Origin of the sequence: Paraburkholderia dilworthii, from assembly GCF_000472525.1 — a bacterium.
GTDB classification, from domain to species: domain Bacteria; phylum Pseudomonadota; class Gammaproteobacteria; order Burkholderiales; family Burkholderiaceae; genus Paraburkholderia; species Paraburkholderia dilworthii.
The window spans coordinates 50,450-70,784 of sequence record NZ_AWZT01000006.1 but is presented as its reverse complement, the minus strand read 5'-3'; the positions used below and the strand labels follow the sequence as shown (position 1 = coordinate 70,784).

Below are 20,335 nucleotides of genomic sequence, written 5' to 3'. Positions count from 1 at the left end.
AATATGCGATGCAAACGACGCGCAGGCCCGCGCGAGTCCGTGCCGCCCATCCTCTGAAAAGCCCTTAAGGGTTTCCCCTTTGCAACGGCGCACGCCCGTCCCGCTTGCCTCACCGGCCATCGTCAACGGCGATGGAGTGCTTCGTCAACGCAGACTTTGCCTCGCGGCTTCGCGCAGGCACGCTCTGATCCGTGCTTCATTTCCCCGCATTTTCCGCAGGATTCAGAACATGAGTGATATCAGGGAGCGCGTCGTGGTGACCGAAGTCGGCATGCGCGACGGTCTGCAAAGCATCGCGCGAACCATGCCTACCAAATTCAAACGCCGCTGGATCGATGCCGCGTATGCCGCCGGTGTGCGGCATATGGAGGTGGCTTCTTTCGTGCCGGCGAAGCTGCTGCCGCAAATGGCCGACGCCGACGAGGTCATCGCCCACGCGCTCAGTTATGACGATCTGATCGTGACCGCGCTCGTGCCGAACCTGAAGGGCGCGCTGCGTGCGCTCGAATCGGGTGTGCATCGGATCGTAGCGCCGATCTCGGTGAGCGCCGCGCACAGCCTCGCGAACGTGCGCAAGACGCCAGCCGAAATGATCGACGCATTCGCGGCGATGCGCGAGGCGATCGACAGCGCGCCGGGCGCAAGCACGCGGCGCGTCGAGTTGATCGCCGGTTTGTCGACGGTGTTCGGCTGCACGCTGCAAGGCGCGGTGCCTTATGCGGACGTCGCGGCAATTGCGCGCGACGCCGTGCGTGCAGGCGCCGATGTGATCGCACTCGGCGATACGACCGGCGAAGCCACACCGCGCCAGGTCGGCGAGATCATCGAACTCGTGCGCGGCGTGGCGGGCGACACGCTGCGCTCGCTGCATCTGCACGACACGCGCGGCCTTGCGCTCGCGAATACGCTGATCGCGCTGCAACACGGCATCCGCGAATTCGACGCGTCGCTCGGCGGACTGGGCGGTTGCCCGCATGCGCCTGGCGCGACCGGCAACGTCAACACCGAAGACCTCGTGTTCATGCTCGACAGCATGGGCTATGAGACCGGCATCGATCTCACGCGTTTGATCGCGTCGCGTGCAGTGCTCGCCGATGCATTGCCTGGTGAGCCGCTTTACGGCTATCTCGCGCGCGCCGGTTTGCCGAAGCAGTTCGCGGCTTCCCGATGCATCGAATCTTCACAATCGTTTTGCTCACAGGTGCTGCAATGAACGCCTATTCGTCTACCACCCGTTGCGCCAATGAGTCGCCGCAGCAGAGCGCATTGCCGCTCGCGGGCATTCGGGTGGTCGAGTTGTCGCATATGGTGATGGGCCCGACGTGCGGGATGATTCTCGGCGACCTCGGCGCAGAAGTCATCAAAGTCGAGCCGCCGCGTGGCGACGGCACGCGCCGTTTGCTCGGCACCGGCGCGGGCTTTTTCCGCACGTTCAATCGCAACAAGAAGAGCGTCGCGCTCGATCTCGATAGCGAAGCGGGGCTGGCCGCGCTGCACAAGCTCGTCGATACCGCCGATGTGTTCGTCGAAAACTTCAAGCCGGGCCGCATGGCGAGCCTGGGTCTCGACTATGCGTCGCTGCACGAGCGCAACCGGAAGCTGATCTACGTTTCGCATAAAGGCTTTCTGAATGGCCCCTATGAGCACCGCCTTGCCCTCGACGAAGTCGTCCAGATGATGGCCGGTCTCGCGTACATGACAGGTCCGGTAGGTCGTCCGCTGCGGGCGGGCAGCTCGGTCAACGACATCATGGGCGGCATGTTCGGCGCGATCGGCGTGCTCGCCGCATTGCACGAACGGCATGCGAGCGGGCGCGGCAAGGAAGTGCAAAGTGCGCTCTTCGAGAACTGTGTGCTGCTGTCCGCGCAGCACATGCAGCAGTACGCGGCGACCGGCGTGCCGCCAGCGCCGATGCCGGAGCGCATCAGCGCATGGGCCGTCTACGACGTCTTCACGCTCGCGAACAATGAGCAGATGTTCATTGCCGCGACCGGCGACGGTCAATGGCGCGCGTTGTGCGGGATTCTCGGTCGCGGCGATCTGCTCTCCGACCCGCGCCTCGCGACCAACAACGACCGCGTACTCGCGCGCTCGTGGCTGCTGCAGACGCTTGGCGAAACCTTGAGCCGTTTCGAAGGCACGGCGCTCGTGCCGCAATTCGAACGCGACCACATTCCGTTCGCGTCGATTGTGAAGCCCGAAGAACTATTCGACGATCCGCATCTGAACGAAAGCGGCGGCCTTGCGCGCCTTACGCTCGACGACGGCAGCGAGACCGCAATGCCCCTGCTGCCGATTTCAATCGACGGCGCGCGTTTGCAGCCGCGCCAGCCCATCGCGAAGATCGGCGAGCACACGGCCGAAGTGTTACGCGCGCTGGGTTATGACGAAGCGCAGATCGCGCAGTTGAACAGCGGCTCGAACCAGGCGCCGCGCGAGGCCGCGTAATCTGCTATTCACGCGATGCTTCGTTCAACGTTGCCATAATCATAAGCATGCCGAAGTTCATCGATGCAGGTCATTCGTGCTGCTTCAATGCGGCGCGGCTAGTCAATCAGGCTTATCCGGCGCAGACCGGCATTCAAGGAGACAGACGATGAAATCGTCGAATCAGGCGGTGTATGCGACAGCGGTCGGCGATGCCGGCGCCCTCGGCTTGCCTTCAGGCGCGGGTGCATCGGCGGGTAGCCGTGCCGAAGAGATAGCGCTAGGCGGTGCGCGCATTTCGGCGCGGCTCGACCGTTTGCCGGCCACGCGCTCCATCTGGAAGCTGGTGATGCTGTTGAGCCTGGGGCTCTTCTTCGAACTGTACGATCTGATGTTCTCGGGCTATATCGCACCGGGACTCGTACGCAGCGGCATTCTCACGGCGACCACGCATGGCCTCTTTGGCACGAGCGGTGTGGCGAGCTTCATCGCGGCGTTGTTCGCGGGACTTTTCATCGGCACGGCGGCATGCGGCTTTCTCGCCGACCGCTTCGGGCGGCGCGCCATTTTCACGTGGTCGTTGCTGTGGTACACGGCCGCTAACGTCATCATGGCGTTTCAGGACACGGCGCTCGGGCTCAATCTGTGGCGTTTCATCGCGGGCATCGGCATAGGCGTGGAGATAGTGACGATCGGCACCTATATCTCCGAACTCGTGCCGAGGCATGTGCGCGGCCGTGCGTCCGCGTGTTCGCAGGCGGTTGGCTTCTGCGCGGTGCCAATTGTTGCGTTTCTCTCGTATCTGCTGGTGCCGCATCGGTATTTCGGTCTCGACGGCTGGCGCCTCGTGGTGTTGACCGGCGTAGTAGGCGCTATTGTCGTGTGGTGGATCCGCCTTGGTTTGCCGGAGAGTCCACGTTGGCTCGCGCAAAAAGGCCGGATCGACGAAGCGGACGCGATCATGACGCGGCTCGAGGCGCGAGTCGAACGCGAATACGGACGGCCGCTGCCGCAGCCCGTATTACCAGAGCCGGTTCGCGCACGCGCGGCGTTCCGCGATCTGCTGGTGCCGCCCTATCGCAAGCGCACGCTGATGCTCATCATCTTTCACGTATTCCAGACGATGGGCTATTACGGCTTCGCCAACTGGATTCCCACGCTGCTGATCAAGCAAGGCATCACGGTGACGACGAGCCTGATGTACGCAAGCATCATCGCGGTCGCGGCGCCGCTTGGGCCCTTGCTCGGCTTGCTGATTGCCGACCGTTTCGAGCGCAAGACGGTGATCATCTGCATGGCGGCGGTGAACGTGGTGTGCGGGCTGCTGTTCAGCCAGGCACGCGAGACGGTGCTGCTCGTGAGTCTCGGCGTGTGTCTCGTGCTCGCCGGCAACATCATTTCATACAGCTATCACGCGTATCAGGCAGAGCTCTTTCCAACGAGTATCCGTGCACGTGCAGTGGGCTTCGTTTATTCGTGGAGCCGACTGTCGGCGATGTTCTCCGCATTCGTAATCGCTGGATGCCTGAGCCGCTTCGGCGTGAATGGTGTGTTCGTGTTTATTTCCGGTGCAATGGCAATCGTGATGCTCGCTATCGGCACATTGGGACCGAAAACGCGCGATGTCGCGTTGGAAGATATTTCGAAGTAGCGTCGCTTCGCGCATTGCGAGGCGGACGAACCGCAACGACACCGACAGCCGGCCCGTGAGCCGGCTGACGGTGTTTGTTTTGCATCCGGCCTGCATGCATTGCCCTGTCGAAATCGAGTGCGCGCGCGTCGGCAAATTGCTAGATCACCAGGTCAGAGACGCTTCGGTCTAGTTTTCGTTGCCATCCATTGCGGAAACCGCATAGCGCATTTCCGGGTGTGGTGGCCGATTCCGGCGATCTTCGGGCCGTTGCCAGGAGAGAGGGTCTGTCAATTGCCTTCCAAAATCTTAATGAATGCGATTGGCGTGTTTCACGTCTGAAACATTAATCGGCACAGATGTAACGAATAAGAGTAAACGTAATTAATTGTTTCGCTGCGGCAGGCGGATACATTAGATAAGGCTTTGCTTTTTTGAGTACGCAGTGTTGACCGTCGACGGACTGCGGCGACACTTCACGCTGTAAGCGGCGCACGGCGGAAAACTGGTTTGGTGATGGCACCATTTTTGGCAGAAATCACCTCGTTTGCCGCTAGTCGACCCAGCAGGACGAATGGCCCTTTGTGAATAGCAAATCGAATGTGCGCTTCCGAACGAATTGGGCTTTTCGTTTCCACTAATATTCGCACAATGCCAATTCATTGATATGCCGAATCGGCAATTCATTCTCTGTGATCCGCGGTTCTGGCCTGGATTTCAGAAGTTCGCCGGGACGCCGACCCCTAGCAACGCGCCAACATGTCAGCACTATCGGTCATGGCGGCTAAATGCTTGAGGCGTGGTGGCTATGATGCACTGCACAGAGCGGTGCCTGCGCTGCGGTTCGGGTGAAGTGGATCCGTTCTAGTTGAGGATAGCTATGACCTGCGCAAATCTCGAGTCTGCAATGCTGCGTTGGGCGCACGCACCGAACGGCGCAATGCGTCGCATTGCGATACTGCTGTTCAACGACTGCTCGCTGCCAGGGGCGGGCGTCGTCGCGGAAGTGTTTCAGGCAGCGAATGAACTGGCTTCGGGCTCCGGCGGCTGCTCTTACGACATATGTTTCCTGTCGGCCGATGGCGGCATGGTGACGTCGTCGTCGTCGCTGCGCGTGTGGACCGATGGACTGGACGCAAGACATTACGGCGGCTTCGACGCGTTGTATGTGGCGGGCGGCAAGGGCGCCGTGGCCGCCGCGAAAGACGAGCGGCTCCTCGCCTGGCTACGGCGGATTCGACGCAACACCGGCACGATCCGGCCGATCGCCGAAGGGCGAGCTTTGCTCGACGCGGCCTACGTGCCTGACACGATCAACGGCACTGCACTGCGCAATCCGTCGACACCGTCGCACGAACCCGGGCAGGCCGCCGACACAGGCGATCGTCTCGAATCGATGAGGAGTTCGCTCGCGATGATCAAGCGCGATCTCGGTGCGGCCACCGCGCGTGCAGTAGCCGAGCGTCTGCTCGCCGATCCGTGCTCGAATCTTGCGCCACTGCTCCACGACGACGGCGCGCTGACACCGGGCGACAAGGTGCGCGCGGCTGCCCGTTGGCTGCAGGAAAACTGCCAGCAGTCGATTTCGATTGCGGACGCCGCGCAGTTCGTGGCAATGAGCGAGCGCAACTTTCTGCGGCGCTTCAAGATGGAAATGGGCATCACGCCGTCGAATTTTTTGTTGCACGAACGTCTTGCTGCCACGTGCAGCCTGCTGACCGACTCGGAATTGCCGGTCGACAAAATTGCGCGCCGCACCGGCATGGGCAACGGTGACCGGCTCGCCAAAGTATTTCGGAAGCGGATGCGAATTTCGCCCACCGAGTTCCGGATACAAAGCCGCCGCATGGTAGGGCAATAGCCACGAGAGGGTCGGTTGAAGGCCGCTGCCTCCATGCCGCCAGCGGCGTCCGTTTTCACCGGCTGAAGAATCAGAAGGAAGATGAGTATGCTGACTAAGGGAGCATCAAGCGACGCGTCGTCCGATTCGGCTGACGAGGCGGTCGGCGCGCGTTGTACGCGCATTGTCCCGGTGATTCTCGCCGGCGGCTCCGGTTCGCGGCTGTGGCCCGTGTCGCGCGAGAACTATCCTAAGCAACTTATCGATGTGGTGGGCTCCGATTCTCTGCTGCAGGCCACCGCGCGCCGTATGGACGGCTTTTCCGCGAACTGGAAAGTCGATGCGTCTCCGATCATCGTATGCGGGGAGGAGCACCGCTTCGTGATTGCCGAACAGCTTCATCAGAACGGCACCGAAGCACGCCTGATCGTGGAGCCTGCGCGCCGCGATACCGCGCCCGCGCTCACGCTCGCGGCATCGCTTGCTTGCGCGGACGGAGAAGACGCGATTCTCGTCGTGATGCCGGCCGATCACTCTATCGCGGACGTAGGAGCGTTGCAGTGCGCGGTGGCAACCGCGGCACACTACGCCGAACAAGGCGCGATCGCGACGCTAGGTGTGCCGCCTACGCGTCCGGATACGGGCTTTGGTTATATCCGAATTGGCGCCGCGTTGCCGGACGGTGCACATGCGATCGACGGGTTCGTCGAAAAGCCTGTGGAAGAAGTCGCCGCGCGGTATGTTGCGGCAGGGACGTATTGGTGGAACAGCGGCATCTTCATCGTGCGCGCGAGCGTGTGGCTGGATACGCTGAAGCGGCTGCAACCTGAGATGCATGCCGCGTGCGAACGCGCGTTCAGCAGCGGCCGCACGCAAGGCGCGCATTTCCGCCCGCTCGACGAGGCGTTCCTCAGCGCGCCGGCGGATTCGATCGACTATGCCGTGATGGAGCGCCTGAGCGAAACGCCGGCCACGCATGACGTTAGCTCCGCCGATGCCGGGCATGCGGTCAGCCGCACGAACGGGACATTGGCAACAGGTGTGGTTGTCCGACTGGAAGCCGGCTGGTCCGACCTCGGTTCGTGGGACGCGGTGTGGGCCGCGGTGGAAAAAGACGCCAGTGGCAACGCTGGGCGTGGCCGCGTGACGTTCGAGCGCGCAACGTCGAGCTATGCGCATTCGGAAGGGCGTCTCGTCGCGTGTGTCGGCACGACGAACGTCATGGTCGTCGAAACCGCCGACGCCGTGCTCGTGGTCGATCGCTCCCATGTGCAGGACGTGAAGGGACTCGTGTCGCGCATGAAGGCGCAACACGCGCCGGAGGCCGACGCGCATCGCAAGGTGCGCCGTCCGTGGGGCTTTTACGATTCCATCGACCGCGGCGACCGGTTTCAGGTCAAGCGCATCGTCGTTACGCCGGGCGCGCAACTTTCGCTGCAACTGCATCACCATCGCGCGGAACATTGGGTCGTGGTGCGCGGTACAGCCCTCGTCACCCGAGGCGAAGAGCAGTTCCTGCTGAGCGAGAACGAGTCGACTTATATCCCGCTCGGCATCCGGCACCGCCTGGAGAACCCGGGGAAGGTCCCGCTCGAGATTATTGAAATCCAGTCAGGCTCCTATCTCGGCGAAGACGACATCGTGCGATTCGACGACAACTACGGCCGATGCACATAGGCCGTATGTCGAACCGGTTCGGGACGGGAACGGCCATTACGAGGTAAGCAGAATGCGCAAGTTTCAGGATTTACACGCGCGAATCGTCGATGCCGCGTCGGTGCTCTCGGGTGCTGCGGCGGTGTCGCAAAATCGCTTCGACGATCTCCGTCGGAAAGGGGTCGCGAGCTGCATCAATCGCTATCGGATCAAGCCGGGCGTCACGGGTTGGGCGCAGTTCAAGGGCTTTCGTGGCGAGATGGACCGCATCGGGAAGATGGGCGCGGCGTCGAACATGACCTGTATGACATGGAGCATGGGTCGTTTGCGCTCGTCATGCGGATTATCGGCGCGACGATCGTTTCCGGATCAGTGCATCGAAACGCTTACTAGTTGTTAACAAAACACGCAAGGCGTTGCCTCGTCCGAGGACATTCGCTTTCGCGCAAGGAGGAAACGCTATGAACTCGCTTGGTACACGCACGGGAAGTCTCACGGTTTTCGCTATCGCCGCATTGCTGGCGGGCTGCGCTGCCGCGCCCGGCCAGCGGATGGTCACGCCGGCCACGGTTCAGGAGACGGGGGGGGATTTCAGCACTGAGGCATCGCAACAGCAGACGATTCCGATTACTGATATCAATCTGCAACTACTGCGCAAGATGCATACGGAGCAGGCAAGTGCGCCGCTGCCCCCGCAGACGCTCGCGCTCTTCGGCAAGCCGACGCCCTATAAGGTCGGCCCCGGCGACGTGCTGCAGATCGTCGTATGGGATCACCCCGAACTCGCAGCGGCGCTCGGTCAGCCCGCGGCCGGCGGGAAGGCAACCGATGCGGCGCCGGGCTTTCTGATCGACGAAAGCGGTGACATTCAGTTTCCGTATGCGGGCAATTTGCACGTAGCCGGCAAGGATGTCAGCGCGATCCAGAAGGAATTGCACCGCAAGCTGAGCGTCGTCTATCAGAAGCCGGAAGTGACGGTGCGGGTGGCGTCTTTCCGCAACTCGCAGGTGTATCTGGACGGCGAAGTCAGAACGCCTGGTGCGCAGTCGCTCAATGACATCTCGATGTCGCTCATGAGCGCGATCAATCAGGGCGGCGGCTTCAGCCCGAACGCCGACCGCAGTCGCGTCGAGTTGATCCGTAATGGCGTCACGTACCCGCTCAACATCGACGACCTGCTCAAACGCGGCCAGAATCCGTCCAACATCTATCTGCAATCGGGCGACATCGTGCGTGTGGCCTCGCGAGAAGATAGCGGTGTCTATGTGATGGGCGAGGTGAACAAGCCGGCAACCATCCTGCCGATGCGCAACGGCTCGTTGACCCTCTCGCAGGCCATTTCGGACAGCGGCAGTTTCGACCAGAGCACAGCCGAAGCGCGTCAACTGTTCGTGATTCGCAATTCGACCGGCGAGTCGCCGCAGGTCTTCCACCTCGACGCGACGTCGCCGGTCTCGATGATTCTCGCGAATCAATTCGAGTTGCAGCCGAAGGACGTCGTGTACGTGGGTCAGGGCGGACTGGTTCGCTTCAACCGTGTGTTGAACCTGCTGCTGCCGGCGATCAACGCGGCTGTGACCGGCGCGGTGCTGGCGAAATAGCGGATTTCCTGCCGCCGCTCGCCGGCATGTCCGGTGGCGGCACCGGCGACGGCGGCGGAATTCCGAGCTGACGAACGTGGCTCTGGTGACGGACACAAACCGTCAAGAAGCTTCGTTCCCGAGATGACGGCCGACCGCATGATATGGCGGTTCTCGGCCGCTTCGTCGTGCACTTGTGAAGCGGCCTGGCGGCTTCAAGTCGCCGCAGCGTGGATCGACGTCGCCATTCTCAAGCAGCAGACGGCGTCCCATGTCGTCGACGTAGCAAAAGCGCGCGGCGCCGCAGCGAGACCGCAGGCGCCGCAGCGAGACTACCAACGGCCAACGGCCGCGCTACTGCGCGACGACGTAACCCCGCGCCTGCATGCAGGCGCCCCATGCGGCCCAATACTGTGTCATTGGCGGCTCCGGTGCAGGCAGTGGCGGCAATGCCGCCATACCCGCCTGTGAGGCGCCGGCCGCGCTTGCCGCCGTCGTCGGCTCAGAGGCGCTTTGGTCGGCGATCGCCGCGGACGCCGGCAGCGTTGCCGAAGCTGCATGTCCTGCATTGGCCGTCGGTGCCGCTGTTCCGGTAGCGGGTGTCGTTGACGCCGCATTGCTTGCAGCGGCGGTGGCGGGCTTTCCTGCCGACGCCGGGTTGGGCGCTGCCGGAGCCGCGCCTCCAGGCATGCTTGCGCCGACCGGAGCCGCGGAGAAAGTGCTGGGCGGCAGTGGCGGGCGTGACGGCGCGCCGGTCGAGGACGTTTTAGTCCCGGCCGGCTTACGCGGTGGTATTTGCGGTTCGCGCGCGATGTTGATCTTCGTTTGCCTGTTGGCCGTCGCGTAGCACATCGCGCTGTCGATGCTGCGCTGGTAAGGTCCTTGGCTTCGAATCGGATAGGCGAGCGGCTGCCACGCGAATGCCACGTTGCTAACCGCCATCAAGGTCATCAGGGTATAGGTTTTGTATCCCATCGCAGTCGCTCCCGCAGCGATGTTGAGCCGTTCGCCGGCAATTGTGCTTCGCGGTGCATTCTGATCGCTTTGATTGCGCCGCAAAGCGGCGGCTCACTGCCCGCGAAGGCTGCTCTCTCCAGCGTACCACTGCGGCTATTGAGTTCAGTGCGCTGCGTAACGCGAGAAAACGCCATCATGCCGTCGAATGAGGACATGCCGGACACCTGTGCAACCCAACGCGCCGTAGAAAACTGCGGCTGCCGTGCGATTGAAGGGCGCCGGCGATCCGCGCTCGCCTTGCCCCAGCAACCGCGTCGGCTGGGCTCCACTACGACTTCTGCGCTGCGCGCTCGAGCATGGCATCGCCGATGCGGTTGCCGCGCGCTTTCAGCGCTTCTCCTGCGCCCTGCATATCGCGGGCATCCTTGTTCTGGCTGAGCTTGCTCTTGCCGACGAGGCGAGTGATGTCGATCTGCACGCCGACAATCGATTTGACCAGCGTGTCGATGTACTCGCCCGGCGCATCCCCCATCTTCCAGGGCGCGGGCTGCGTTGCCTCATGCGTCCGGGTGAGACGTGCGATCACGCCACGCACATATTTTTCATCGTCGCGAATCCTGATTCGCCCATGCGCGTGAACCACGACGTAATTCCACGTCGGCACCTGCCTGTGCGTTTCGTGCTTGCTCGGATACCACGTCGGAGAAATGTAGGCGTCGCCCGCACGGAAGACGACGAGCACTTCGTCGCCGTCGACCACGTCCTGCCACAACGGATTGCTCCGTGCGACATGCGCGTGCAGCACGCCGAGGTCGCCTTCGTCCGGTGCCAGCTCGAGCGGAATGTGATTCGCGTCCAGGCCGCTCTTGCCACAGGTAATCAGCGTGCCGAAAGGATTTTGCACGATGAGCGAATGCAGCACGTCTTTGTGCGGCTCGTTGAAATGGGCGGCTACGTACATGGTTGCTCCGATTGTTTCTGCGCGCAGTGTGCGCCGAAACTGGTTTATTCTGTAGAGCCAGTTTGAACAATTTTCATTGAACCAGAATCATGGCGAGAACCGCCCGCGTATTGAACATCCCCGCGCTCGGCACACTCGACCGTGGGGCAGGAAACGTGTCTGCCCGCCTGGCCGAGTTGCTCCGGGAGGCGGTGCGCAGCAGAGAACTCGCACCCGGTGACGCGTTGCCGTCGACGCGGCTTCTCGCCGCTTCGTTGCAGATCGCACGGGGAACGGTGGTGGAGGCTTACGAGCAACTGATCGCCGAAGGCTTTCTCACGTCGCAACGAGGCGCGGCCACGCGGGTTGCAGAGGCGTTGTCGAGCGCCAGGGCCGTCACGCGAGTTCGCAAGGCAGCCGCCGTCCGCCGCCAATCGTCGGGGACTGGCTTGCCGGAACCGGCCGCGCGCTTCGCAAGGCTGGCGAGCGAATTCAGTCCGCTGCCGCCTGTGCCGTTTGCCATCTCGGTTCCTCTCGGCCTGACGGCGCCTGCCGACGTCTGGCGGCGGCTCGGCAATCGTCTGCGCGCAAGAGGCCCGGGCGCGCCCGCCGGTTACGACGATCCAAAAGGCGCGCTGCCGCTTCGTCAGGCGATTGCTGCGTACGTGCGCAAGTCGCGCTCGGTCCATTGCGAGGCCGACCAGGTGATCATCACCAGTGGGACGCAGCAGGGCTTGTATCTCGCGAGTCAGGTATTGCTCGGCGCGGAAGATCAGGCATGGGTCGAAGATCCCGCGTACCGCGGCATTACCGCCATCCTCGAGAATAACGGGCGGGGCAGTGCAATGATTCGCGTGCCGGTGGACGCCGAGGGACTGGATGTGGAAGCCGGAATCCGCAAGGCGCCCCACGCGAAAGTAGCGTTCGTCACGCCGTCGCATCAATATCCGCTCGGCATGCCGCTCAGCATGGCGAGACGCGGCGCGCTCCTGAACTGGGCGCGCAGCAACGACGCAAGAGTCGTGGAGGATGACTACGACAGCGAGTTTCGCTATGAGGGCTATCCGTTTCCGTCGCTGCAGAGTTCGGACGCCGACCGCGTGATCTATCTCGGCACCTTCAGCAAGATTCTGTTTCCGTCGTTGCGGCTCGGTTATGTGATCCCGCCGAAAGATCTGGCCGATGCGTTTTGCGGCGCACGTGTGCTGATGGACCGGCATCCACCGAGCGCAGATCAGCACGTGCTCGCGGCGTTCATGGCAGAGGGGCATCTCGAACGGCACATCAGACGGGTCAGAAATGTCTATGCCAATCATCGGACGCAGTTGATCGCCGCGCTCGAGAGGCTACTGCCACGAGAAATCGCATGGGTGCAGCCCGGCGACCAGGGCATGCATATCGTCCTCTGGCTCGCCGGGAATCTCGACGATCGTGAAATCGTCGCGTCGGCTGCGAAAGCCGGCGTTGCGGCGCGCGCAGTGTCGCCGATGTTTTCGGCGGGGAACGGGCGGCCTGGGCTCGTCCTCGGGTTCGGCGGGTTCAGCAACGATCAGATGGAAGATGCGGCGCGGCGTCTCGCGGCCGCCATCGTTGAGGCGGCGCACTCGGGCATGAGGACGGACGCCGAAAAGCCCGCCGCCGCAGCAGCACAGAAAGGCAGGAAGCGGCTACAAGGCGGCCGTTGATCGATTAGCACGGCCGCATTGCCGGCCGGACAATCCGGGCCTCGCGCACCGCAGATATCGACATATTCATCGAGCTTTCAGTCTTTCGCCAATCACATATCGTGGCCGGCCCTTTCACCGCCACAGACCCTGCCCGCTCGCAACGAATAGAGCGCGGATCATTTGTGTGCACTAGCGCGCATACCTGGCGCGCCCTCGTGACGTACTGTTGCACCCAGGGAAAAGGACGATTAAAAACTAAATCGCACGTTCCCGCTCGTTCGCATTCCAGTGCCTACGCAGTCAAAGAAACCTGATGACGAGACGTGCATATGAAACACAAAAATCTAGCGCTAGAGAGATCATTTGAACGTAACGATGAATTCGATCTCGGATCGATTATCGACACGTTAATCAATCACCGCGTGATGATCGCCGTGACGACGATTGCCTTCATTTTGATGGGGGCGTTTTACGCGTTCTGCACTACGCCAGTCTATCGCGCAAACATCTCCATCAGGGTCGAGGACAACACGCCGAGCGCGCTGCCCGATTCGAAAGACCTTGTGCGAACTGCATCGTCGATGTTCGAGGAGAAGTCCTCGGCCGAAGGCGAAATGCAGATTCTCAGGTCCAAAGCCATCGCACTGCAAACGGTGGATTCGCTCAAGCTTTATATCGACGCCCGGCCAAAACGCCTGCCGGTGATCGGAAGCTTCATTGCGCGGCACAGCGACGGACGGATCGCACCCGGACTGTTCGGGTGGGGCGGCTATGCATGGGGAGACGAAACCATCGACGTGGCGACGTTCGAAGTTCCCAGGAAGCAGGAAGGAACCGCATACACCGTCACCGCTTTGCCTGGAGGCCAGTACGAGTTGCAAGGGCCCGGACTGGAGCAACCGGTCACCGGCAAGGTCGGAGTCCAGGAACAGTTTGAAAGCAGCCGCGGGCCGATCACTTTGCTGGTGAGCAAGATCGATGGCGAGAACGGAGTGGTGTTCAATGTCACGCGGCACTCGCGCCAACAGGCCCTCGAACAGTTGCAAAAAAGCCTGCAAGTGGACGAGCAGGGGAACAAGTCAAACGTGCTCGGTGTAGTGCTGGAAGGAACCGATCCGGTTTTGATCAGCACCATACTCAACGAGGTCGGCAAGGAGTACGTACGCCAGAACGTAAATCAGAAGGGCGCCAACGCCGAGAAGTCGCTGAATTATCTCGAGATGCAGTTGCCGGCGGCGAAGCACGACATGGATCAGGCGGAGGAAGCCTACAACTCCTACCGCAACAGTCACGGCCTGCTGGATGCGGACGAGGAAAGCCGGCTTATCCTCAGACAGGCTACTGACGCGGACGCGCGGCTCTTCGATCTCAAGCGCCAGCGCCAAGACCTGATTGCCCGTTTTTCGCCTGCTCACCCGAGCGTGGTCGCGATCGATCAGCAGATCGCCAGCACCAACAGGTACGTGGACAACCTCGCGGGCCGTGTCAGGGCTATGCCGGCGGCTGAGCAAGGTGCGCTGCGTCTGATGCGGGACATGCGTCTGAGCTCCGACATGTACGCGGCGTTGCGTACCAACATCGAAACCTTGCGGCTCGTCAAGGCCGGCAAGTCCGCCTCCGTGCAGTTGCTGGATAGTGCGGATGTCCCCGAGCGGCCCGTCAAACCGGTGAAATCGCTGGTGCTGATCATCGCCGGCGTGCTGGGTCTTTTCATCGGTGTCGGGCTCGCGTTCCTGCGTGATTTCCTGTTCAAGGGTGTGGCCGATCCGGAAGATCTGGAATCCCGTACCGGCCTGAGCGTGTACGCGACGATTCCGGTCAGCGATCAGCAGTATCAACTGACGCAGAGAATGTCCACGAAGGGCCCCGAGAAGCTCGCTCTCGCTTTCCGCTATCCGATGGACCCGGCTGTGGAAGCGCTGCGCACCATGCGCGCGTCGCTGCAGTTCGCGCTGAACGGCCAGCGCAATAACGTGGTCATGCTGGCGGGGCCGTTGCCGGGCATCGGCAAGTCGTTCCTGTCGGCCAACCTCAGCACGTTGCTGGCGGCAGGCGGAAAACGCGTGCTGCTGGTGGACGGTGACTTGCGCCGCGGCCACCTGAACCAGTACTTCGGTTTGCCACGCTGCGAAGGGCTCGCCGATGTGATAGCCGGTACCCGCTCGCTCCAGGAAACCGTACATCGTGAAGTCCTGCCGAACCTGGACGTCCTGCAGTGCGGCGAGTATCCGCCAGATCCGGCCGAATTGTTGTTGAGCAGCAATTTCAGGGCAACCATTCGCGCCGCTTCCGAGCAGTACGACATCGTGTTGCTCGACGCGCCCGCCATTCTTGCCGTATCCGACACGGCCACTATGGCGCCCGTCGCCGACTCGATATTCATGGTCGCGCGTTTCGGCGACACACGCGCCGGCGAAATTTCGGAATCGGTCAAGCGTCTCGCGCAAACAGGTTCGAAAGTCGAAGGCATTCTGCTGAACGAATTCAAGGTGAGTCGTGGCAATTACGCGCAGTCGCGCCGGTACGGTGGCTACGCATACGAGGCTTACTACTCCGACTCCGTCACGAAATAGCGCGCGTAACCCGGTGAAGAAGTTCAGCCGTTGAACCTGGCACCGGGTTTTACAAAGACGCGTATCCAAAGAAAGGGGAATACTAATCATGCATTCGTTAGACCAACTAAAGGTTGCCGTGGTCGGACTCGGCTATGTCGGGTTGCCGCTCGCGGTGGAGTTCAGCAAGCACCGCCCGGTAGTGGGCTTTGACATCAACACCACCCGCATCTCGGCGTTACGTGAAGGGCGCGACATTACGCTCGAAGTCAGCGACGAAGAACTCGCTGCGGCCACCGGCATCAAATTCACGTCGGATGTCGAAGGGCTGAAAGCCTGCAACCTGTATATCGCAACCGTTCCAACGCCGATCGACCGCTACAAGCGTCCCGACCTCGGGCCCCTGATCGGTGCGAGCGAGACCATCGGCAGCGTGCTCAAGAAAGATGACGTCGTCATCTATGAATCGACCGTCTATCCTGGTGCGACGGAAGAGGAATGTGTGCCCATACTCGAGCGGGCTTCGGGTCTGAAGTTCAACGTGGATTTTTTCGTGGGCTACAGTCCCGAACGAATCAACCCCGGCGACAAGGCGCACCGCGTGACGGATATCAGGAAAGTCACGTCCGGCTCGACGCCGGAGACTGCCGAACTGGTCGATGAGCTGTACCGCGAGATTATCGTCGCGGGCACGCACAAGGCGAGCAGCATTCGCGTCGCCGAGGCAGCCAAGGTCATCGAGAACACGCAGCGCGATGTCAACATCGCGCTGATCAACGAACTGTCGATCATCTTCAACAAGATGGGAATCGACACCGAGTCGGTGTTGCAGGCAGCGGGGACCAAATGGAACTTTCTGCCGTTCAGACCGGGTTTGGTGGGCGGGCATTGTATCGGCGTCGATCCGTATTATCTGACGCATAAGGCGCAGGCGATTGGCTATCATCCCGAGATTATTCTCGCCGGCCGGCGTTTGAACGACAGCATGGGCGGTTACGTCGCGTCTCAACTCGTTAAGGCGTTGACCAGGCGGCAGATAGGCGTCTCGGGTGCTCGCGTGCTGATCATGGGTCTGACATTCAAGGAAAATTGTCCGGACCTGCGCAACACGCGCGTTGTGGACATCGTTGCGGAGTTGCGCGAGTACGGCATGGAAGTAGATGTCTACGACCCGTGGGTCTCCAAAGAGGAAGCCCGGCGCGAACATAATCTCGACCCGATCGAGCACCCCGACAACGGCGTATACGACGCGACAATTCTAGCCGTCGCCCACAGCCGGTTTCGGGAGTTGGGTTCAAAAGTTATTCGCGTCTTCGGAAAGCCGGAACATGTACTGTACGACCTGAAGTACCTGTTGCCCCCAGAAGAAAGCGATCTGCGTCTCTAGCCAACTCCCGGCACATCGCACGTCGCGCCGTCACGAAGTGATGGCCTGCTCTTTTCATCCGGAGGCACGATGCCTGATCGCTACGACACAATACGGCAGCAACTCGCAAGCCACCCGCAACAGTGGTTGATTACCGGCGTGGCCGGCTTTATCGGCTCGAATCTGCTGGAGGCGCTTCTCCAGCTCGATCAGACGGTGGTCGGACTCGACAACTTTTCAACCGGCTACCAGCGCAACCTGGACGAAGTGCGCTCAGTCGTTTCGCCTGAGCAATGGAAGCGTTTCAGATTCATCGAAGGCGATATCCGTCGTCTGGAAGATTGCGTCGCCGCCGTCGACGGAGTCGACCACGTGCTGCATGAGGCGGCGCTCGGATCGGTTCCGCGTTCGGTCGTCGACCCTATCGCGACGCACGACGTGAACATCAGTGGCTTCCTCAATATGCTCGTGGCTGCCCGCGACGCAAAAGTGTCGAGTTTCACGTATGCCGCGTCGAGCTCGACGTATGGCGACCATCCCGGTTTGCCCAAAGTAGAAGACCAGATCGGCCAGCCGCTCTCACCGTACGCGGTCACCAAGTACGCCAATGAACTGTACGCGTCGGTGTTTGCTCGCGCCTATGGCTTCCGGACGATCGGTCTGCGCTACTTCAATGCGTTCGGCAAGCGCCAGGATCCGGACGGTGCTTACGCTGCGGTGATTCCGAAATGGACGGCGGCGCTCATTGCGGGCGAAGACGTCCTGATCAATGGCGACGGCGAAACCAGCCGGGATTTCTGCTTTGTCGACAACGTGGTGCAGGCAAACATCCTTTCGGCAATGGCCGACGATGCGGCAAGGAACGAGGTCTACAACGTCGCCGTCGGCGACCGCACAACCTTGATTCAGCTCTACGACGGCTTGCGGGCTGTACTCGGCGATAACGGTGTTCGCTGCGACAAGCGCCCTGTGTTCGGGCCGTTCCGCGCCGGCGATGTCAGGCATTCACAGGCGAACGTGGACAAGGCGGCACGGCTATTGGGCTATGAGAACACCATCCCGTTGGTGGAAGGCTTGTCCCGCGCGATGCCCTGGTACATCCAGTTCATATCGCAAAGATGACGTCCTTTGGGGTGCAGCACGAAGGACGCACTCCGGCATGACGGATTTATATGCAACGCGTTGATTTTCTTAAGGCGGTAGCGTCAATGTCTCACACTGCCAGTTGGCGAAACCGTCTTGTGCATATTCATCCGGACCACAGCCGGATTGCACGTAGCGCGGTCTGGGTTTCCATGTTCGCGCTGATCAGCAAGTCCGCGGGCGCGCTGAAGGAAATCGCGATTGCTTATCGCTACGGCATCAGCAACGTGGTGGATGCCTATCAGCTTACGCTGACGCTAGTAACCTGGTTGCCGGCTACTTTCGTAGCGGTCCTGAGCGTCGTACTCGTTCCGGCGTTAGTCGAATTGCGCGCAAAGCCCAAGCAGGAGCAGGCGAGATTTCTCGGCGAACTCGACGCGATGGCGATTTCTGTCGGCGTGGTATTCGCGGTCCTTCTGTACTTCTCGTGGCCATTCGCACTCGATCTGATGGCGCACAAGCTGTCGGCGCAGACGAGCGCAATGTCGCGGCGAATCATGCTCGGCATGACGCCCGTGGGCATCCTGATGCTGACCATCTGCGTGTATGCGGCACGGCTCCAGGCTCGTGAAAAACATGTCAACACACTTCTCGAGTGCGTTCCGGCGATGGTGTTGCTGTGCTTCGTCGTTCCCTGGCACGATGCGAGCTCGCCCGCGCCGTTGATATGGGGCACCACGCTCGGCTTCATTTGTCACGCGGTGATCCTGGGCGTATTCGCCGGGCGTGCTGACCAGCTGAGGGCCCGGTTCAGATTTTCTCTCAGTTCTCCCCAGTGGCCCCACATGTACCGCGCAGTGGGTGTGTTCATGATCGGCCAGCTCATCATGAGTCTGGCTACGCCGCTGGACCAATACTTCGTGGCCGGTCTCGGCGACGGGGCGATCGCGACGCTCGGCTATGCGAACCGCGTGCTCGGCCTGCTCGTCAGCATGGGTGCCGTCGCGATCAGCAGGGCAACCTTGCCGGTTCTGTCCGAGCTATTGAGTGCAGGAGATAACGTTCGCGCCCGTAGCATCGCGCTAAAGTGGTCTCTCCTGATGCTGGCCATCGGGGGCGTGATGGTGGTTGTGGCGTGGTTCCTCGCGCCGATCGTCGTGAAGCTGCTGTTTCAGCGCGGTGCCTTTAGCGCTGCAGATACGGTCGCAGTGTCCGGCCTCTTTCGCTGGGGATTGATTCAGATACCTTTCTATTTTTCGGTACTGGTGCTGGTTCAACTTTTCGCGAGTCAAGGCCGCTTCAAAGCGATGGCCGGCATCGCGGTCGTGAACTTCGCTGTAAAGGCCGTCGCCAACTTCTTTCTGATCCGATGGCTGGGCATCACGGGAGTTGTCCTTGCAACCGGAGTGATGGGCGGCAGCGCGTTCGTGTGCTATCTGTCTCTCACGTTGAAAAAGACGGGTCCGCTATGAAGATTCTGTTGTTCATCCACTCACTGCATTACGGCGGTGCCGAGCGTGTGGCAATGAACCTTTCGAGCGAATGGGTGGCGCAAGGTCAGGATGTATGTGTCGTCACGCTGTCTTCCACGGCGAGCGACTTTTATTCGCTACACCACTCCGTCGAACGCATTGCGCTTGATCTTGCCGGTGCGACTAGCGGCCTGCTGGACGCAGTATCCGCAAACATGCGCCGGATGCTGGCGTTGCGCCGCGTGCTCAAACGAGTGAGACCGGATGTCGTCATCGGCATAGAGACGAGGCCCTCGATCCTGGCCATCCTCGCAGGCCGCGGCTTGCCATGCGCGGTGATAGCGACAGAGCACATTCACCCGCCGATGCTTTTCGAAGGAAAGCTGTGGGAATGCCTGCGCCGCTGGACATATCGGTTCGCGGACAAAGTCGTCGCGCTGACGGAAAAGAGCCGGGTGTGGTTGCAGGAGCAGTGCAACTGCAAGGCCGTCGCCGTTATTCCCAATTCGATTTCCCTGCCGATTCCTGTCGTGGAACCGGTGTTATCGCCGCAAGATGTCGTAAGCGCGGAGCGTCGTGTGTTGCTCGCAGCGGGGCGCCTCGCCGAGCAGAAGGGCTTCGATATTCTGATCGATTCCTTCGGCCGGATAGCGAGCGATTTTCCTGCCTGGGATCTCGTGATTCTCGGCGATGGCGATGACCGGCGTCCGCTCGAGGAACAAGTCAAGGCAGCGGGATTGAATGACCGCGTGTTGCTGCCGGGCCAGGTCGGCAATATGCCGGACTGGTACGAGCGAGCCGATCTCTACGTGCTGAGTTCGCGATTCGAGGGCTTCTCGATGACGATCGTCGAGGCGATGGCCAGCGGCTGTGCCGTGGTGAGCTTCGACTGCGACGCCGGCCCTGGAGACATCATCACGCATGGCCATGACGGCCTGCTGGTTCAGCCTGTCGGTGACCCGCAGGAACTCGCGAATGCGTTGTCGACTTTGATGCGCGATGACGAGACGCGATCACTCATGGCATTGCGCGCGCGCGCTGTCGTCGACAGGTTTTCGGTGGCCCGCGTCTTTTCGATGTGGCGTGATCTGTTCGCACAGACCGGCGCCGGACCTACGACAGTCATCGATCGCCATTCCGTGCAGGTGACGGAGTGAAAGCCGCG

15 protein-coding genes and 1 pseudogene are annotated in these 20,335 nt (G+C 61.4%); 13 read left to right on the top strand and 3 right to left on the bottom strand.

What is annotated here, in order from left to right:
- Positions 1-229: 229 nt before the first annotated feature.
- The 7 genes and pseudogenes from F759_RS0107800 (at position 230) to F759_RS0107770 (ending at position 9,154) form a co-directional block, all read left to right on the top strand.
- Complete coding sequence (locus tag F759_RS0107800; protein ID WP_027799350.1) at positions 230-1,213, top strand: hydroxymethylglutaryl-CoA lyase; 984 nt, start codon at positions 230-232, stop codon at positions 1,211-1,213.
- Positions 1,210-2,448 (top strand): CaiB/BaiF CoA transferase family protein, encoded by a 1,239-nt coding sequence (locus F759_RS0107795; RefSeq protein WP_027799349.1) that lies wholly within the window; start codon positions 1,210-1,212, stop codon positions 2,446-2,448. The genes F759_RS0107800 and F759_RS0107795 overlap by 4 nt, the downstream gene beginning before the upstream one ends.
- Before the next feature lie 148 nt (positions 2,449-2,596).
- Complete coding sequence (locus F759_RS0107790; RefSeq protein WP_027799348.1) at positions 2,597-4,078, top strand: MFS transporter; 1,482 nt, start codon at positions 2,597-2,599, stop codon at positions 4,076-4,078.
- Positions 4,079-4,937: 859 nt separating this feature from the next.
- Positions 4,938-5,918: a helix-turn-helix domain-containing protein gene (locus tag F759_RS0107785; protein ID WP_027799347.1), complete on the top strand. Its 981-nt coding sequence runs from the start codon at positions 4,938-4,940 to the stop codon at positions 5,916-5,918.
- An 87-nt stretch (positions 5,919-6,005) separates the two neighbouring features.
- Entirely contained in the window at positions 6,006-7,574 is a 1,569-nt protein-coding gene (locus tag F759_RS0107780; protein WP_027799346.1) for a mannose-1-phosphate guanylyltransferase/mannose-6-phosphate isomerase, read from the top strand.
- Between the two features lie 139 nt (positions 7,575-7,713).
- Positions 7,714-7,946: pseudogene (locus F759_RS0107775) on the top strand (sugar transferase); the annotation flags it as partial.
- Positions 7,947-8,014: 68 nt separating this feature from the next.
- Positions 8,015-9,154 (top strand): polysaccharide biosynthesis/export family protein, encoded by a 1,140-nt coding sequence (locus F759_RS0107770; protein ID WP_027799344.1) that lies wholly within the window; start codon positions 8,015-8,017, stop codon positions 9,152-9,154.
- Between the two features lie 333 nt (positions 9,155-9,487).
- On the opposite strand, the gene F759_RS43990 is transcribed toward F759_RS0107770, so the two are convergent.
- From F759_RS43990 to F759_RS0107760, 3 genes are all read right to left on the bottom strand, one after another.
- Positions 9,488-10,108: a hypothetical protein gene (locus tag F759_RS43990; protein WP_027799343.1), complete on the bottom strand. Its 621-nt coding sequence runs from the start codon at positions 10,106-10,108 to the stop codon at positions 9,488-9,490.
- Positions 10,084-10,305 (bottom strand): hypothetical protein, encoded by a 222-nt coding sequence (locus tag F759_RS42045; RefSeq protein ID WP_152530607.1) that lies wholly within the window; start codon positions 10,303-10,305, stop codon positions 10,084-10,086. The genes F759_RS43990 and F759_RS42045 overlap by 25 nt, the downstream gene beginning before the upstream one ends.
- A gap of 113 nt (positions 10,306-10,418) precedes the next feature.
- Entirely contained in the window at positions 10,419-11,051 is a 633-nt protein-coding gene (locus F759_RS0107760; protein WP_027799342.1) for an FMN-binding negative transcriptional regulator, read from the bottom strand.
- Positions 11,052-11,140: 89 nt separating this feature from the next.
- On the opposite strand from F759_RS0107760, the gene pdxR reads away from it, so the two are divergent.
- The 6 genes from pdxR (at position 11,141) to F759_RS0107730 (ending at position 20,327) form a co-directional block, all read left to right on the top strand.
- On the top strand, positions 11,141-12,715 hold the full coding sequence (pdxR, locus tag F759_RS37435; protein ID WP_063829651.1) for a MocR-like pyridoxine biosynthesis transcription factor PdxR: 1,575 nt from the start codon (positions 11,141-11,143) through the stop codon (positions 12,713-12,715).
- A gap of 311 nt (positions 12,716-13,026) precedes the next feature.
- Positions 13,027-15,270, top strand: coding sequence for a polysaccharide biosynthesis tyrosine autokinase (locus F759_RS0107750; protein ID WP_027799341.1), 2,244 nt, complete (start codon positions 13,027-13,029; stop codon positions 15,268-15,270).
- Between the two features lie 88 nt (positions 15,271-15,358).
- Entirely contained in the window at positions 15,359-16,636 is a 1,278-nt protein-coding gene (tviB, locus tag F759_RS0107745) for a Vi polysaccharide biosynthesis UDP-N-acetylglucosamine C-6 dehydrogenase TviB (protein WP_027799340.1), read from the top strand.
- A 69-nt stretch (positions 16,637-16,705) separates the two neighbouring features.
- The gene (locus F759_RS0107740) at positions 16,706-17,737 is read left to right on the top strand and encodes an NAD-dependent epimerase/dehydratase family protein (protein ID WP_027799339.1); all 1,032 of its coding nucleotides are present in this window, start codon (positions 16,706-16,708) and stop codon (positions 17,735-17,737) included.
- An 86-nt stretch (positions 17,738-17,823) separates the two neighbouring features.
- Positions 17,824-19,170: a murein biosynthesis integral membrane protein MurJ gene (murJ, locus tag F759_RS0107735; protein WP_027799338.1), complete on the top strand. Its 1,347-nt coding sequence runs from the start codon at positions 17,824-17,826 to the stop codon at positions 19,168-19,170.
- Positions 19,167-20,327 (top strand): glycosyltransferase family 4 protein, encoded by a 1,161-nt coding sequence (locus F759_RS0107730; RefSeq protein ID WP_027799337.1) that lies wholly within the window; start codon positions 19,167-19,169, stop codon positions 20,325-20,327. Before murJ ends, F759_RS0107730 begins: the two co-directional genes overlap by 4 nt.
- Positions 20,328-20,335 lie beyond the last annotated feature (8 nt).

What these genes read in the sequence shown, in the direction of transcription:
- F759_RS0107800 (WP_027799350.1), top strand. Translation starts at nt 230, where the DNA reads ATGAGTGATATCAGGGAGCGCGTCGTGGTGACCGAAGTCGGCATGCGC.
- F759_RS0107795 (WP_027799349.1), top strand. Translation starts at nt 1,210, where the DNA reads ATGAACGCCTATTCGTCTACCACCCGTTGCGCCAATGAGTCGCCGCAG.
- F759_RS0107790 (WP_027799348.1), top strand. Translation starts at nt 2,597, where the DNA reads ATGAAATCGTCGAATCAGGCGGTGTATGCGACAGCGGTCGGCGATGCC.
- F759_RS0107785 (WP_027799347.1), top strand. Translation starts at nt 4,938, where the DNA reads ATGACCTGCGCAAATCTCGAGTCTGCAATGCTGCGTTGGGCGCACGCA.
- F759_RS0107780 (WP_027799346.1), top strand. Translation starts at nt 6,006, where the DNA reads ATGCTGACTAAGGGAGCATCAAGCGACGCGTCGTCCGATTCGGCTGAC.
- F759_RS0107770 (WP_027799344.1), top strand. Translation starts at nt 8,015, where the DNA reads ATGAACTCGCTTGGTACACGCACGGGAAGTCTCACGGTTTTCGCTATC.
- F759_RS43990 (WP_027799343.1), bottom strand. Translation starts at nt 10,108, where the DNA reads ATGGGATACAAAACCTATACCCTGATGACCTTGATGGCGGTTAGCAAC.
- F759_RS42045 (WP_152530607.1), bottom strand. Translation starts at nt 10,305, where the DNA reads ATGTCCTCATTCGACGGCATGATGGCGTTTTCTCGCGTTACGCAGCGC.
- F759_RS0107760 (WP_027799342.1), bottom strand. Translation starts at nt 11,051, where the DNA reads ATGTACGTAGCCGCCCATTTCAACGAGCCGCACAAAGACGTGCTGCAT.
- pdxR (WP_063829651.1), top strand. Translation starts at nt 11,141, where the DNA reads ATGGCGAGAACCGCCCGCGTATTGAACATCCCCGCGCTCGGCACACTC.
- F759_RS0107750 (WP_027799341.1), top strand. Translation starts at nt 13,027, where the DNA reads ATGAAACACAAAAATCTAGCGCTAGAGAGATCATTTGAACGTAACGAT.
- tviB (WP_027799340.1), top strand. Translation starts at nt 15,359, where the DNA reads ATGCATTCGTTAGACCAACTAAAGGTTGCCGTGGTCGGACTCGGCTAT.
- F759_RS0107740 (WP_027799339.1), top strand. Translation starts at nt 16,706, where the DNA reads ATGCCTGATCGCTACGACACAATACGGCAGCAACTCGCAAGCCACCCG.
- murJ (WP_027799338.1), top strand. Translation starts at nt 17,824, where the DNA reads ATGTCTCACACTGCCAGTTGGCGAAACCGTCTTGTGCATATTCATCCG.
- F759_RS0107730 (WP_027799337.1), top strand. Translation starts at nt 19,167, where the DNA reads ATGAAGATTCTGTTGTTCATCCACTCACTGCATTACGGCGGTGCCGAG.